Annotated in this window: 17 protein-coding genes; 12 read left to right on the top strand and 5 right to left on the bottom strand. The window is 59.8% G+C overall.

Going from position 1 to position 13,483, the window contains the following annotated elements:
- Nucleotides 1-50: 50 nt before the first annotated feature.
- The gene (locus WD429_RS14550; protein WP_368422905.1) at nucleotides 51-1,025 is read left to right on the top strand and encodes a metallophosphoesterase; all 975 of its coding nucleotides are present in this window, start codon (nucleotides 51-53) and stop codon (nucleotides 1,023-1,025) included.
- 16 nt (nucleotides 1,026-1,041) lie between these two features.
- On the opposite strand, the gene WD429_RS14545 is transcribed toward WD429_RS14550, so the two are convergent.
- The 4 genes from WD429_RS14545 to WD429_RS14530 form a co-directional block, all read right to left on the bottom strand.
- Complete coding sequence (locus tag WD429_RS14545; protein ID WP_368422904.1) at nucleotides 1,042-1,524, bottom strand: CDP-archaeol synthase; 483 nt, start codon at nucleotides 1,522-1,524, stop codon at nucleotides 1,042-1,044.
- Nucleotides 1,525-1,541: 17 nt separating this feature from the next.
- Nucleotides 1,542-2,918, bottom strand: coding sequence for a class II fumarate hydratase (locus WD429_RS14540; protein WP_368422903.1), 1,377 nt, complete (start codon nucleotides 2,916-2,918; stop codon nucleotides 1,542-1,544).
- A 47-nt stretch (nucleotides 2,919-2,965) separates the two neighbouring features.
- Nucleotides 2,966-3,244 (bottom strand): hypothetical protein, encoded by a 279-nt coding sequence (locus WD429_RS14535; RefSeq protein ID WP_368422902.1) that lies wholly within the window; start codon nucleotides 3,242-3,244, stop codon nucleotides 2,966-2,968.
- A 229-nt stretch (nucleotides 3,245-3,473) separates the two neighbouring features.
- Entirely contained in the window at nucleotides 3,474-4,886 is a 1,413-nt protein-coding gene (locus WD429_RS14530) for a WS/DGAT domain-containing protein (protein WP_368422901.1), read from the bottom strand.
- A 356-nt stretch (nucleotides 4,887-5,242) separates the two neighbouring features.
- On the opposite strand from WD429_RS14530, the gene WD429_RS14525 reads away from it, so the two are divergent.
- Together WD429_RS14525 and WD429_RS14520 are read left to right on the top strand one after the other, a co-directional pair.
- Nucleotides 5,243-6,166: an alpha/beta hydrolase gene (locus tag WD429_RS14525; protein ID WP_368422900.1), complete on the top strand. Its 924-nt coding sequence runs from the start codon at nucleotides 5,243-5,245 to the stop codon at nucleotides 6,164-6,166.
- 70 nt (nucleotides 6,167-6,236) lie between these two features.
- Nucleotides 6,237-6,986, top strand: coding sequence for a hypothetical protein (locus WD429_RS14520; RefSeq protein ID WP_368422899.1), 750 nt, complete (start codon nucleotides 6,237-6,239; stop codon nucleotides 6,984-6,986).
- A gap of 29 nt (nucleotides 6,987-7,015) precedes the next feature.
- On the opposite strand, the gene WD429_RS14515 is transcribed toward WD429_RS14520, so the two are convergent.
- Nucleotides 7,016-7,294, bottom strand: a complete 279-nt coding sequence (locus tag WD429_RS14515) for a polyhydroxyalkanoic acid system family protein (RefSeq protein ID WP_368422898.1) — start codon at nucleotides 7,292-7,294, stop codon at nucleotides 7,016-7,018.
- Nucleotides 7,295-7,407: 113 nt separating this feature from the next.
- Between WD429_RS14515 and ubiE the strand changes: the two genes are divergently transcribed.
- The 9 genes from ubiE (at nucleotide 7,408) to WD429_RS14470 (ending at nucleotide 13,482) form a co-directional block, all read left to right on the top strand.
- Entirely contained in the window at nucleotides 7,408-8,199 is a 792-nt protein-coding gene (gene ubiE / locus WD429_RS14510; RefSeq protein ID WP_368422897.1) for a bifunctional demethylmenaquinone methyltransferase/2-methoxy-6-polyprenyl-1,4-benzoquinol methylase UbiE, read from the top strand.
- The gene (locus WD429_RS14505; RefSeq protein ID WP_368422896.1) at nucleotides 8,199-8,840 is read left to right on the top strand and encodes an SCP2 domain-containing protein; all 642 of its coding nucleotides are present in this window, start codon (nucleotides 8,199-8,201) and stop codon (nucleotides 8,838-8,840) included. Before ubiE ends, WD429_RS14505 begins: the two co-directional genes overlap by 1 nt.
- Nucleotides 8,837-10,480 (top strand): ubiquinone biosynthesis regulatory protein kinase UbiB, encoded by a 1,644-nt coding sequence (gene ubiB, locus WD429_RS14500; RefSeq protein WP_368422895.1) that lies wholly within the window; start codon nucleotides 8,837-8,839, stop codon nucleotides 10,478-10,480. Before WD429_RS14505 ends, ubiB begins: the two co-directional genes overlap by 4 nt.
- A 20-nt stretch (nucleotides 10,481-10,500) precedes the next feature.
- Nucleotides 10,501-10,938, top strand: a complete 438-nt coding sequence (gene hisI / locus WD429_RS14495; protein ID WP_368422894.1) for a phosphoribosyl-AMP cyclohydrolase — start codon at nucleotides 10,501-10,503, stop codon at nucleotides 10,936-10,938.
- Nucleotides 10,931-11,260 (top strand): phosphoribosyl-ATP diphosphatase, encoded by a 330-nt coding sequence (locus WD429_RS14490; protein WP_368422893.1) that lies wholly within the window; start codon nucleotides 10,931-10,933, stop codon nucleotides 11,258-11,260. The genes hisI and WD429_RS14490 overlap by 8 nt, the downstream gene beginning before the upstream one ends.
- An 89-nt stretch (nucleotides 11,261-11,349) precedes the next feature.
- Nucleotides 11,350-11,586, top strand: a complete 237-nt coding sequence (gene tatA / locus WD429_RS14485) for a twin-arginine translocase TatA/TatE family subunit (RefSeq protein WP_368422892.1) — start codon at nucleotides 11,350-11,352, stop codon at nucleotides 11,584-11,586.
- Between the two features lie 11 nt (nucleotides 11,587-11,597).
- Nucleotides 11,598-11,978: a Sec-independent protein translocase protein TatB gene (gene tatB, locus WD429_RS14480; RefSeq protein ID WP_368422891.1), complete on the top strand. Its 381-nt coding sequence runs from the start codon at nucleotides 11,598-11,600 to the stop codon at nucleotides 11,976-11,978.
- Nucleotides 11,975-12,766 carry a twin-arginine translocase subunit TatC gene (gene tatC / locus WD429_RS14475; RefSeq protein WP_368422890.1) on the top strand — a complete coding sequence of 264 codons (792 nt, stop codon included), beginning with the start codon at nucleotides 11,975-11,977 and terminating at the stop codon, nucleotides 12,764-12,766. Before tatB ends, tatC begins: the two co-directional genes overlap by 4 nt.
- Nucleotides 12,763-13,482 (top strand): 16S rRNA (uracil(1498)-N(3))-methyltransferase, encoded by a 720-nt coding sequence (locus WD429_RS14470; protein WP_368422889.1) that lies wholly within the window; start codon nucleotides 12,763-12,765, stop codon nucleotides 13,480-13,482. The genes tatC and WD429_RS14470 overlap by 4 nt, the downstream gene beginning before the upstream one ends.
- Nucleotide 13,483: the final 1 nt, after the last annotated feature.

Here is a 13,483-nt window from a genome sequence, read left to right as displayed (position 1 = left end):
AACCATAATGAACACTGGGGTTTGCCAAAACGTGCAACGCAGGATCAGACATGACCGCCAGGGCACATACACCAGAAAGTCAGGATGAGTTACTGGAGTACCGGCTGAGCCTGAGGCTGGGCCCGGTTCATGCCCGCCAACGGCTGGGTATCGAGCGGGAAGCCGAAGCCAGGGTCTTCGGTACGAACCACGATTCGTTCCATCTCGAAAACTGGGCTTCAGCACCGCGCTTTATCCGTTTTTGCCTGCAACTGGTCGGGCTGTTTCGGCGCGGACAGAATAACAGCCGCCGACTGACCACCGCCAGTAACCACTTTCACCTGCCCAATCTCCCGGCACCCTTTGAAGGGTTGCGCATACTGCACCTGACCGATCTTCACGTCGATATGGACGAGGCCAACCTGGAGGCGGTGATTGATCAGATCACACCACTGGACTATGACCTGTGCGTGCTCACCGGAGATTACCGCTGCCTGACGTGGGGTTCGGTGGAGCCCGCTCTTGAGGGCATGGCCAAACTGAGGGACGCCATTCGCGGCGACGCCTACGCCGTGCTCGGCAACCACGACAGCGTCCGAATGGTGCCGGCGCTGGAAGATATGGGGTATCGGTTGCTGATGAACGAGCATCACGCCATCCACAAAGACGGCGAATACCTCTACCTGTCCGGGGTCGATGACGCCCACTTCTACAAGGTTCACAACCTTCACCGGGCTGGCGATGACATTCCGGTGGGCGGCGTCAGTGTTCTGCTCAGCCACACACCGGAAATTTTTCGTGAGGCCGCCCACGCCGGTTACGACCTTTTTCTGTGCGGCCACACCCACGGTGGTCAGATCTGCCTGCCCGGGGGCATTCCCGTTACCCTGGATTCCGACTGTCCACGCTCTCTTGGCCGGGGCTACTGGCGACAGAACGGCATGCAGGGCTACACCTCTCCGGGCTCTGGAACCTCGGTCATCAACGTTCGCCTGAACTGCCCGCCGGAAGTGACCCTACACACCCTGACCCGGGGACCGGAATAGACGATTGCGCCAAGGATCAGTGCGGATGGCGCCGAATCCCCAACCGGAACAGCAGCGGCGACAACAGGATGTTAGATAAAGTAAACAGAACCACCACCGCCAGTGCCAACAACCATCCCAGAGGTAAACAGAACAGGGCCAGAATAATCGGCAAAGCCGCCTCGGGAATCTGATCCAGCCCAAGCGCCCGAGCGCTGGATGGCATGCCTTTCCGGCGTTTGATGAAGCTGCTGATCATGTCGCCAGTCAATCCCAGGGCTCCAAACAGACAACCAAACACCAACCCCAGCCCGACAGCCATCGCAAACAGGCCGCAGCTCAGGGTTCCGAACACCACGCCACGCCAGGTTTTGCTTTTGCCCAGCATCGGCTGACCATCTCGCCAGAGCCTTCCGCCATCCACCGGTGCCGACCAGACCGGGCCAAACACTTTTCGTGCAACCACTGGGGCCCCGTTAGCCAGCACCAGCATCACAAACAACTCCAACGCCAGAATCACGTTCGTCGGCCTCCGGCTCAGGCAACCCCGCCGCGGGTCAGCTTTAGCGGGGCCATCAGTTTTTCCAGGCGGTCCCGGTCCAGCCCGCTGCGTTCCTCGGCCACATCAATCACCGGTCGCCCCGTGCGGTAGGCTTCCTTGGCAATCTCAGCCGCCAGTTCGTAACCGATTTCCGGGTTCAGGGCCGTCACCAACACCGGGTTCCGGCCTACCCCGTCATTCAGGTTATCCGCGTTCACCGTGAAACCCTTGATGGCTTTGTCCGCCAGCATCTGGGCCGCGTTGCTCAACAGCTCGACCATATCCAGAAGATTGGCACCGACCAGCGGCAGCATGACGTTCAGCTGGAAATTACCGGATTGGCCCGCCACGGCAACGGCGTTGTCCAGCCCCATCACCTGCGCACTGACCATAGCGACGGACTCCGGAATCACCGGGTTGACCTTGCCGGGCATGATGCTGCTGCCAGGCTGCAGGGCCGGCAGGCTGATTTCCGAAAGGCCGTGAATCGGACCACTGTTCATCCAGCGCAGGTCATTGGCGATCTTGGTCAGCACAATAGCGACACCCCGCAACTGCGCCGACAAAGCCACCGGGGCGTCTACCGCACTCTGGGCGACAAACTTGTGCTCCAGAGGGCGGAAGTGATACCCGGTGTTGCTGCGCAGGAACTTGGCGAACTGCTCCGGGAATTCGTGCAGGGCGTTGACGCCTGTGCCCACCGCTGTGCCCCCCTGAGGCAATGGCAACAGCTCATCACTGGCCGCCTCCACCCGTTTCTGGGTCGCCAGCAATTGTTCACGCCAGGTGCGCAACTCCTGGCCGAGGGTGACCGGCATGGCATCCATCAGGTGAGTGCGGCCGGTTTTAACCTGTTCGGAAAACAGCGACTCGCGCTCATAGATGACACCGCACAGATGCGACAGCGCAGGCAGAAGCCGGCGCTGTACCGCAGTAACGGCGCTGACATGGATAGCCGTCGGAATCACATCGTTGGAGCTCTGGCTCATATTGACGTGATCGTTGGCATTCACTTCCACACCAGCGCGGGCAGCCAGTGAGGCGATCACTTCATTCACATTCATGTTGGTGCTGGTGCCGGACCCGGTCTGATACCGATCCACCGGAAACTGGTCGATGTGGCCGCCATCAATCACCTGCAGACAGGCATCCACAATTCCATCGCGCAGGTCGGAATCCAGCAACCCGAGACTGGTGTTGGCCTCGGCCGCGGCCCGTTTGATCTTGGCGACGGCCACGATAAACGCCGCAGGCATGGGCTGCCCGCTAACGGGAAAGTTCTCGATTGCTCGCTGGGTTTGCGCGCCCCAGAGTGCATCAGCCGGAACCTGAACCTCCCCGAGGCTGTCTTTTTCCGTTCTGAAGTCACTCATGGCCAGTCTCCTTCTCCAGTGGCTGACGGATTGGACTTATCTCAACCCTACCCGTGGGATCTTAGTCTCACATGGTCGCAAATACCCGTAACCTGTTCAAAATTAAGGACCAGTGTCTGAACGGTGTTGGTGTAGGTATCGTGCAGGTGAAACTTGAAACGACGTTGCTTTTCACCCTGCAGGTAGCCGTCGTACTCTCTCACCAGTTCGCGCACATCGCCTCCGGAATCCTGGGTCCAGGTCGCATTGAACGGGCCAAGGACAGCGCCACCAGCGAGGCAGATGGTGACTTCGTGATTGGTCAGAGCGTTATCAGTTGTGGCCATGGTGCACTCTCCTGAAATTCATTGGTTCTCAGGAATGAGTGTAGACCTTGAATAGACAATACGGTGGGCGAACAGCCGGGATCACCCGGCTGTTCGATGAGATTGGCCTGCGGATCCTAGAAGAAGCCTGGCGGGCTGGTGTCGTAGTTCACCAGCCCGCACTTGGTTTGCTGGTTGTGCGTATATCATCGTCTCAACCTCTTGTCTTGTTGAATAACCGTTCTCAATGTTACCGAACAAAGGTTTCCAGCTCTGCCAGGCAATCCGCCAGGAATCGAGACGGTGACGCCAGCACAGCCTCATCGGCAACCACCCCGAACTGGACGTTTCCGGCGTAACTGACAATGCTCACACCCAGGCCGATATCTCCGGCCTGGGGCACCCAGAACATTTGTTCGGTGATGCGGCAACCTGCAAGATAGCGCTGTTCGCGGGAGCCCGGCACGTTGGACACCACCGCGCTGGCCTTGCGGTAGAACAGGTCAGCCACCGGCTGGCACCAGGGCTCGGGCACCAGTGACGCGCTGGCGGCCAGGCCCCAGGCGATTCCCGGTTGCCAGCTTTTCTTCAGGCGTCGGGTTTCGTGCTTGATCCGGTACAGGCGTTCCAGCGAGCTTTCACCGTCAACAGGCAACGGCACAAAGACTGTGCCAAAGCAGTTGGCCAGCGCACCGGCCTCTGGCTTGATGCCGGCCGGTAGCTGAGCGCGGATATCCACGGGCACAGCGGCGTGGAGAACGGCTTCGTCCACCTCGGTGGCATCCGCAACCAGTTGTTGCCGCACCGCTGCGGCAACACAACTGAGCAACACATCGTTGATGGTGACGCCGGTCGCCTGGGCAATGCTCTGGAACCGGGCCAGTTCCACGGGGGTCGACCAGCAACAGTGTCGCCGACCCAGCAGAGGGCGTTTCAGGGAGGAGGGAGAATCTTCCGGCTCAATCAGGAACTGACTCACTTCGTTGACCAGCTTCAAACCAGAGTGAGCCACCCGCTCAACCACTCGCCCCGCACCCTCAAGACTTCCGGACGCCCCTTCAGTTGAGCCGTCAGTATTGCCTGAGCGGTCGCCGGACGCGGCCTTCACTTCGTCACCAATCAGATTCTTTAGCCAGGTACCGGCCGCAACAGTCCAGCGTTTCAGATCCGCCGTCTCCGGGCTGCCATAAATTGCCGGCTGCTGACAGGGCGACGGCGGGCAGATGCGTTCAAACACGTCAAGCAGAGACAGGCCATCGGCGTAACAGTGGTGCATGCGCAGTATCAGCGCCGCGCCACCCTCAGCGTTGGGCGCGAGCCAGAACTTCCACAGCGGCCGATAAGTGGCCAGCGGCTGGTTAAGGCGTGCCGATACCCAGTCCTGAAGCTCGGCGGCGTCAAACGGCTGTGGCGAAACCTGCCAATGGTGTTTGAGGTCGAATACCGGGTCCTGTTCCCACCACCAACCGGGCGCACGACGAACGGGCAGGTACCGAAACCGTTCCCAGGCCAGCCAGTAGACGGCCAGGAACTCCCGCAGGCGGCTTTCCGTCAACGCCTCCACCCGCAGCATGACGGTAATGGTCATGGGGTTTTCAGGTCGCTCCAGAGCCAGCCATGCCGAATCCGCAGGTAACAGGAGATGTGAGTCCTCTTGGTTCAAACCTGGCTGTCCTTGGGATAGAGGGGGGAGTGCGTACACCGACCGCTTGATAATGGGCGAATTCTGCATTGTGCCAGACAACCCAACCCTTCTCCATACAACGCCCTCTCGACCGTCGTTACAAAAAATTACACGTACGTAACCCTTCACCCCTATACTGGTTATAACAGTTAATGGAATGGTTATGACCAGAAACCAGCGTGTTTTCGGGAAACCAGACAGGCTATTGGCTGCGGACCTTCGTAAATAAAGTATCCAGCGCCAATACCCCGAGCCGGCAATCGCGATACAACAGTCACTATCGGCACACACCCATACCAAGAGCAGTTGTTAACGGTGCTGACGGGAGAGCGGTCATGAAAGCGAGCCACATTCGCAAACTGATAAAACCGATTGAAAGCGCTTACTCCGAGATGTTCTCGGGGCGAGTGTACCGTGTGGGCAAAGGGGCGGTGTCTGTCCGCAATCACAGCGGCCAGGCGGAGCAGACTGTGATCGGGGTTCACGGCTTCCTCGAGAACCATTGCTATTTCACTCAGGCTTACGACGCGCCTACCACCGAACTGATTCTGCTGACCTGTAGCAATTACCACATTCCGGTCAACGGCGTGACGCCGGAAACACCGGATTGGGAAGTGCCGATCAAACACCTTGAAGGCACCATTGAGTATGATGCGTGCATTCTGAATCAGGCCATGGCGAATCTTCCGGGCACTGACAATATCCGCATTCACGGTCACTCCCGAGGCGGGGCTGTCATCCTTGAGGCCATTCATCAGTGGCCGGAGCTCTACGAGAAGGTCGAGGTGGTATTGGAGGCCCCGGTACTGCCCCAGGCCAAGCTCCACGCACTGGTTACCACCATACTGGAGCCGGTAGGTCACGGTATGTGGCCCTGGCTGATCCGCCTGATCAACACCGCACCGTCCTCAGCCTACGGCCAGACGTTTTTTGGCCGCATGAATCCGCGCAAAAAACAGTTGCTGGGCAAACTGTTCTCGGCGACCAAGGATCACCTCACCATCGTACGGAACATCGAAAACATCATGGACTGGATGGAACGCACCGACACCAACGTATACAACAACGTTCGTTACGGTACCTTCCTGATTCCCGGCGTTGATCGCATCCTGGACCGCACCGCCATGCTGGCCAGTGCCCGGCAGAGCCCGACCACCATGCGGATTGTCGAAACCGGGGCCCCCAGCCATTTCATAACCCTCGACAGCAAGGAATGGGTGCCTGACTTTGACACTCTACCGACCGCCGCAGAGGCCTGACACTGCCATCTGACGACCTGCTCCGGTAAACTTTCAGGTTTTCCGACCCAGCTTGACCGGAGCACCCCGCATGTACCGCGAGCGCCTTGTCGCTACCGAAGTCCAGTCAGACAGCGCCCGCAGGCTGCAGGCAATGCTACTGGAATACCACGATTTCCGTCACCGAAGATCGGACCACCCACGCGTCGATGACACCTTTCGGGTGGCCGAATGGCAAGCCATGCGCCTGCGATCCACTCATCAGGACCTATACCGGCACCCCGGCTACCATACCGGGCTGGAATTCCTGCTGACCGATCTTTACGCCCCCGCCAGCATGACTCGCCGCGACGACAACATCGACCGGGTCTTTCCCAGGATGGTGAAATGGCTCCCTGACAACCTGCTGGACACCTTCGCCGGGCTGGTGGAGCTCAACCTGGTCACCCAGCAGCTGGACCTTGAGATGGCGGACATTCTGGCGTGCCGGGGCGTTGTTATCGAGCGGATGTCGACAGCAGAGTACTGCGGGGCTTTTCGCGCCAGCGGGCAGGCGGCGCAACGGGAGCGGCAAATCAGCCTGGTCGCGGAAGTTGGCCACCAGCTCGACCGCTATGTCCGCAACCGCACCCTGGGCTGGCTACTCAGCATGAGTCGGGGACCCGCTGACATGGCGGATCTGGGTGACCTGCACAGCTTTCTGCATCGCGGGTATTCCGCCTTCCGGCAAATGGACGAGGTAGACGCGCTGATTGAGCGGCTGATCACCCGGGAGCGGCAGGTTCTGGCCAACATTCTCAGTCATCACCCGCAACCTTTCCGGCTTCCCGAAGATCTGTAAGCCACCCGCCCAGTGAGTTCCGCAGTGGGTCAGGCTGAAATAATCTGATCCAGCTGGGAGTGAATTTCATGCTCAATGCGGGATTTGAACGGGCGCAGCAGCATCCCCAGCTCAAGGTGGATGTGCAGATCGTCTTCGGTGATATTGAGCTGGCCTTTCACGCCACTGCGTTTGAAGCGCAGTACGTCCCCTTCCCACTGATAATTCACATCAAACTGCTTTGACAGGTCCTCAGCCAGAGTTTCGGCCGCCTGACGGGCGTGTTCTTTATCCATGGAATGGGCACGATGAACATCAATCACTGACATGAATACACGCTCTCTTAAAAAATGGGCGGTTTTATAGTTTAAGGGGGTAATAAGCTTGTAGCTACCCCCCTAACCGTTAGAATACGGGGTTCAGCTTCTGACAGGACACCCCCATGAGCGAGCAACAGACGCCAGCCAATGACAAACAGGCCGGCACCCCGCAGGACGATGTCACCCACTTCGGTTTCCGCAACGTGCCGAAAACCCAGAAAGCCGGCCAGGTGGCCGAGGTTTTTCATAGTGTGGCCGGCAAATACGACCTGATGAACGACCTCATGTCCATGGGCGTCCACCGGCTCTGGAAGCGCTTCACCATTGAGCTCAGCGGCGTTCGCCCGGGCCATCAGGTACTGGATATCGCCGGCGGCACCGGCGACCTGACCATGAAATTTTCCGATCTGGTCGGCACCAGCGGCAAGGTGGTGCTCGCCGACATTAACGCCTCCATGCTGCAGGTCGGCCGTGGCCGGCTGATGGACCGGGGTTATGCCGGCAACATCGACTACGTCCAGGCGGACGCCGAACACCTGCCGTTCCCGGATAACAGCTTCAACGCCGTATCCATCGCCTTTGGTCTGCGCAACGTCACCGACAAGGATCAGGCCCTGCGGGACATGACGCGTACCCTGAAGCCGGGTGGCAAACTGATGGTGCTGGAATTCTCCAAGCCCACCAACCCGCTGCTGAACAAAGCGTACGACATGTATTCCTTCAACGCCCTGCCGCTGATGGGCCAGCTGTTTGCCGGCGACAGTGAAAGCTATAAATACCTCGCGGAATCCATTCGCATGCACCCGGACCAGGACACCCTCAAAGGCATGATGGAGCAGGCCGGGCTGGTGAATTGCAAGTATTACAACATGACCGGCGGCATCGTGGCCCTGCACGTGGGAATCAAGCCCTGATGTTTCCGGGGCCCACCCTGCTTTCTGCGATGACGGCCGTGGTCGAGGGCGCGTTAAATCGCGCCCTCGAGCTAGACCCCGCAGGCCGAAAGGCGCTACTCGGCGCATTGACCGGCCCGGTGCAATTCACCCTCACCGCGCCCCTGCACCTCACGTTTACCCTGATCCAGAACCATGACCGGGTGTGTGTCAGTAGTCAGCCTGCCGAGACCGCCGCCCTGGAGCTTACCGGCAAGCCCATGGCCTTTGCCGCGCTGGCCGGCGGTGACGACCAGGTGTTCCAGCAGGGCAGGATTGACGTCACCGGTGACGCCGCCCTGGCGCATCAGTTTCAGCGCGCCCTCAACCAGCTCGACCCCGATTGGGAGGCGGCGCTGGCGACGCACCTCGGCGATGTGCCCGCGCACTTTATTGGCCAACGCATTCGCGGCGCGGTGAAATGGAGCCGGCAGGCGTTCTCGGTGTTGAACGCCAACATCGAAGAATACGTGCACGAAGAAAGCCGAACCCTGCCCGGCCGCCGTGAACTGGAAGCCACCTTCGAAGACATCGACCAGTTAAGCCTGCAGACTGACAGGCTGGAGGCTCGCCTCAGCCTGCTGGAACGCCCCACCAACGCCGAGCCACCGGAGACACCGTGACCCGCCTGCTACGCCTGTTCCGAATCGCCTGGGTATTTTGCCGTTACCGGCTCGACACTTTCCTGCCGCTGGCGGAACTGCCCGGACCACTCAAAGTGCTGTTCCTGCTGGCACCCTGGCACCTGTTTCCGAAGCCAAAGCTGAGCCGGGGCGACCGCCTGCGCCTGGCGATGGAGGAACTGGGGCCGGTCTTCGTCAAATTCGGGCAGATTCTGTCAACACGGCGAGACCTGTTGCCCGACGACATGGCGGAAGCGTTGAAACACCTTCAGGATCGGGTACCGCCGTTCCCCAGTGACACCGCCCGGGACATTATTGAGCGATCCCTGGGTGCCCCTGTTTCCGAACTGTTTACCGAATTCTCTCCCGACCCCATGGCCTCGGCTTCCGTAGCGCAGGTGCACGCCGCTACCCTGCCCAACGGTCAGAAAGTCGTGGTCAAGGTGTTGCGCCCCGGTATTGATCGGGTCATCAAACAGGACCTTGCCCTGATGTACCTGATGGCGGGCGTGCTGGAGAAGTACTGGTCCGAAGGCAAACGCCTGCACCCGGTTGAGGTGGTGGCCGACTATGACTCCACCATCCACGACGAGCTTGACCTGCAGAGGGAAGCCGCCAACGCCAGCCAGCTTCGCCGTAACTTCGACAACTCCTCGCTGATCTACATCCCCTACATTGACTGGGATTACACCCGCAAAACCGTGTTGGTGATGGAGCGTATTCACGGCATTCCCATTGCCGACGTTGCTGCGCTGCGGGAAGCCGGCGTGAACATGAAACTGCTGGCGGAAAAGGGCGTGGAAATTTTCTTTACCCAGGTCTTCCGCGACAGCTTCTTCCACGCTGACATGCACCCAGGCAACATCTTTGTGGACGTCAGCAACCCGGCGGACCCGAAATACATCGCCATCGATTTCGGCATTGTCGGCACCCTCGCCCCGGACGATCAAAGCTACCTCGCGCGCAACCTGCTCGCCTTCTTCCGCCGTGATTACCGTCAGGTGGCGCAATTGCATATCCAATCCGGCTGGGTGCCGCCGGACACCCGCGTGAACGAGTTCGAAGCCGCCATCCGCACCGTGTGCGAGCCGATCTTCGAGAAGCCGCTGAAGGACATTTCGTTCGGCCACTTCCTGCTACGGCTGTTCCAGACCGCCCGGCGTTTCAACATGGAAGTGCAACCCCAACTGGTGCTGCTGCAAAAAACCCTGCTGAATGTGGAAGGCCTTGGCCGCCAACTCTACCCCGACCTGGACCTGTGGAGCACCGCCCAGCCGTTCCTTGAAACCTGGATGCGGAAGCGCATTGGCCCGGCCGGATTGATAAAATCCTTGCAGACGCACCTGCCCGCCTGGCTTGAGCAATCCCCGGAAATGCCGCAACTGGTGCACGATGCGCTCGTACAGCTGCGCAGTGCCGGTCCCACCGAGGAACAGAATCGCGCTACACTGGCACTTCTCCGGGACAACCAGAAACGGGCAGAAAAACGCTGGCGACGAACCCTGATTGCAGCCGCACTGGTGGCGGGTGCCTGGGTCAGCGCCCATTACGAACTGCCGGCCCTGGCACAAACCCTGCCGCCGTGGGGCTGGGCCATGCTCGCCGTGGCGGCTGGCCTGGTGGCCAGAGGCAGCCGGTAACCTCTTCAGGATTCACAGACATGCAAGATACATCATCCAAAATCGACAGCCCTGACTGGCTGGATACCATTCGCTGGACCGCCGACGGGCTGGTTCCCGCCATCGCCCAGGACGCCGCCACTGGTGACATTCTGATGATGGCCTGGATGAACCGGCAATCCCTGCAACTGACCAGCGAAGAAGGTTTCGCCGTGTACTGGTCCCGCTCGCGGGGCAAACTGTGGCGTAAGGGTGAAACCTCAGGGCATCAGCAGGTCGTGCACGAAATCCGCCTCGACTGTGATGAAGACGTTATTCTGCTGAAGGTGGAACAAAAAGGCGGCATTGCCTGCCATACCGGAAGGCGCAGCTGCTTTTATCGAAAATTTCAGGACGGACAATGGGTCACCACCGACCCGGTGGTCAAAGACCCCCAAAGCATCTACGGACCGGCCAACGGGAGCGAACACAGTGAGTGACGTATTGGAGCGGCTTGCCCAGGTACTGGAAGCCAGAAAAGCGGCAGACCCTGACACGTCTTACGTGGCCAGCCTGCACGCCAAGGGCCTGAACAAGATTCTGGAAAAAGTGGGCGAAGAGTGCACGGAAACCTTGCTTGCCGCGAAAGACTCGGAACACAGCGGCGAGACCCGGGACGTGGTCATGGAAACGGCGGACCTCTGGTTTCACAGCATGGTGATGCTGTCGCGCCTTGGCCTCGGCCCCGAGGACGTACTGGAGGAGCTCGCGCGCCGATTCGACCTGTCAGGTCTGGACGAGAAAGCAGCCCGCAGCGAATGATTGGCAAGCATCCCGGCATGAGTTTCCGCTACACTGGCCCGGTAACGTACAATGTCATGTGACAGACACATTTAAATGAGGACCCCGTCATGGGTATCAGCATCTGGCAACTTCTTATTGTGCTCGGCATCGTCGTGCTGTTGTTCGGAACCAAGAAACTGCGCAACATCGGCAGTGACCTGGGCGGTGCGATCCGCGGTTTCAAGAAGTCCATCGGCGACGAGGAAAGCAAACCCTCTGGCCAGGACTCCCTTGAAGGCAAAGACGAGCCAGCGGCCTACCAGGCCAGCGCGGAAGAAAAGCCCCGGGACAAAACCACTGGCTGAGACTGAGCTGAATGTTTGATATCGGCTTTGTCGAACTGCTGATCTGCGGTGTCATCGCACTGCTGGTACTTGGCCCCGAACGGCTGCCTACGGCTGCCCGGGCGGCCGGGCGCTGGATTGGTGGTGCCCGCCGCATGGTCAGCCAGTTCACCACCGAACTGGACCGCCAGTTAAAGGCGGAAGAGCTGCGGGAAGAGTTGCGCAAGGCTGGCGACATCGGCCTGGATGACGTCGAAAAAAGTGTACGCGGTGCCCTCGACGAAGCCAAAAAGTACGAGCACATGGTTGTACCGAACGATCAGGCCCGCAAGCCCAAGCCAGCACCCGCCATCCGCGAGCCAGCCTCCGGTGGTGAAAGCTCCGAAAACGACGCGCCGGATACCCGTTCATGACCAACAAGCCTGACGGCAACAACCCGGACTCTGCGACCGCCAAACCGGACATGCCCCTGATAGAGCATTTGCTGGAGCTGCGCAATCGCCTGCTGAAAATGGTATTGGCGGTGGTGATCTGCTTTGCCGCCATTTACCCGTTTGCCAACGAGCTTTACCTGCTGCTGTCGCAGCCCCTGCGGGATTTGCTGCCAGTCGGCCAGACCATGATCGCCACGGACATCACCTCGCCCTTCTTCGCGCCTCTGAAACTGGCGCTGGTACTGGCTGTGTTCCTGGCCATTCCGGTCATTCTGTACCAGCTCTGGAGCTTTGTGGCACCCGGGCTCTACGCCCATGAAAAGCGCCTGGCCTTCCCGCTGCTGTTTACCTCGGTACTGCTGTTCTATCTGGGGGCTGCCTTCGCCTATTTCGTCGTGTTCCCGTTGGTGTTCGGCTTTTTCACCGCCATCGGCCCGGAAGGTGTTGTCGAGCTGCCGGACATCACCAGCTATCTCAACTTTGTACTGAAAATGTTCTTTGCCTTCGGGATAGCCTTCGAAATCCCCATCGCGACCATCCTGCTGGTACTGACCGGTGCCACCACCCCGGCGGACCTGGCCGCGAAACGGCCCTACATCGTGGTGGGTTGCTTCGTCATCGGCATGCTACTGACGCCGCCCGACATTATTTCCCAGACCCTGCTGGCGGTCCCGATGTGGCTGCTGTTCGAGATGGGCATTATCTTCAGCCGGCTTGCCGTGCGAAAAGCACACCACCCCGAAACCGGCGAAGCGACCGGCGAATGAACTTGGCATTGCTGTTTGACGAAGACTTCGTCACCGCTGACCGCGCCGTGCTCACCGGCCGACGGCTGACCCACCTCCATGAGGTGCTGAAAGTGGCGGAGGGGGATCTGGTGCCCGTGGGCCGAGTCAATGGCAACATTGGCAGCGGACGGGTGCTCAACCTGACCGCCAGCCGAGCCGACCTTCGGGTAGAACTGATGGAAACACCGCCACCGCCGCTGCCGTTAACGCTGATCCTGGCCATGCCGCGACCGAAAATGTTCCGCCGCGTACTGCAGACCTGCGCCACCCTCGGGGTGAAAGACCTCTGGTTGATCAACAGCTACAAGGTGGAAAAAAGCTTCTGGCAAACGCCCTGGCTGTCCGAGGAGCACCTGCGGGAGAACATGACTCTCGGCCTTGAGCAGGCTAGAGATACGCTGCTGCCCACGGTGAACATCCGCAAACTGTTCAAACCGTTTGTGGAAGACGAATTGCCGGCACTGCTGAAAGGAAAGCGAGCACTGGTGGCTCACCCCGGCACCGCAACGCCCTGCCCCAGCTATCTGGAGCAACCTGCCGTCCTCTGCGTCGGTCCGGAAGGCGGCTTCACCCACTACGAAGTGGACAAACTGGAGGAGGCGGGGTGCGAAAGCGTGCACCTCGGCGCGCGGATTCTGAGGGTGGAAACAGCGGTTCCGGTGCTGGTCAGCCGGTTGTTCGACGCCTGCCGTTAGC

This window comes from Marinobacter sp. (assembly GCF_040904845.1).
Classification (GTDB): Bacteria; Pseudomonadota; Gammaproteobacteria; order Pseudomonadales; family Oleiphilaceae; genus Marinobacter.
Note: the sequence above shows the minus strand (reverse complement) of the source record. Positions and strands in the feature narration are given on the sequence as shown.

What these genes read in the sequence shown, in the direction of transcription:
- WD429_RS14550 (WP_368422905.1), top strand. Translation starts at nt 51, where the DNA reads ATGACCGCCAGGGCACATACACCAGAAAGTCAGGATGAGTTACTGGAG.
- WD429_RS14540 (WP_368422903.1), bottom strand. Translation starts at nt 2,918, where the DNA reads ATGAGTGACTTCAGAACGGAAAAAGACAGCCTCGGGGAGGTTCAGGTT.
- WD429_RS14535 (WP_368422902.1), bottom strand. Translation starts at nt 3,244, where the DNA reads ATGGCCACAACTGATAACGCTCTGACCAATCACGAAGTCACCATCTGC.
- WD429_RS14525 (WP_368422900.1), top strand. Translation starts at nt 5,243, where the DNA reads ATGAAAGCGAGCCACATTCGCAAACTGATAAAACCGATTGAAAGCGCT.
- WD429_RS14520 (WP_368422899.1), top strand. Translation starts at nt 6,237, where the DNA reads ATGTACCGCGAGCGCCTTGTCGCTACCGAAGTCCAGTCAGACAGCGCC.
- WD429_RS14515 (WP_368422898.1), bottom strand. Translation starts at nt 7,294, where the DNA reads ATGTCAGTGATTGATGTTCATCGTGCCCATTCCATGGATAAAGAACAC.
- ubiE (WP_368422897.1), top strand. Translation starts at nt 7,408, where the DNA reads ATGAGCGAGCAACAGACGCCAGCCAATGACAAACAGGCCGGCACCCCG.
- WD429_RS14505 (WP_368422896.1), top strand. Translation starts at nt 8,199, where the DNA reads ATGTTTCCGGGGCCCACCCTGCTTTCTGCGATGACGGCCGTGGTCGAG.
- hisI (WP_368422894.1), top strand. Translation starts at nt 10,501, where the DNA reads ATGCAAGATACATCATCCAAAATCGACAGCCCTGACTGGCTGGATACC.
- tatA (WP_368422892.1), top strand. Translation starts at nt 11,350, where the DNA reads ATGGGTATCAGCATCTGGCAACTTCTTATTGTGCTCGGCATCGTCGTG.
- tatB (WP_368422891.1), top strand. Translation starts at nt 11,598, where the DNA reads ATGTTTGATATCGGCTTTGTCGAACTGCTGATCTGCGGTGTCATCGCA.
- tatC (WP_368422890.1), top strand. Translation starts at nt 11,975, where the DNA reads ATGACCAACAAGCCTGACGGCAACAACCCGGACTCTGCGACCGCCAAA.
- WD429_RS14470 (WP_368422889.1), top strand. Translation starts at nt 12,763, where the DNA reads ATGAACTTGGCATTGCTGTTTGACGAAGACTTCGTCACCGCTGACCGC.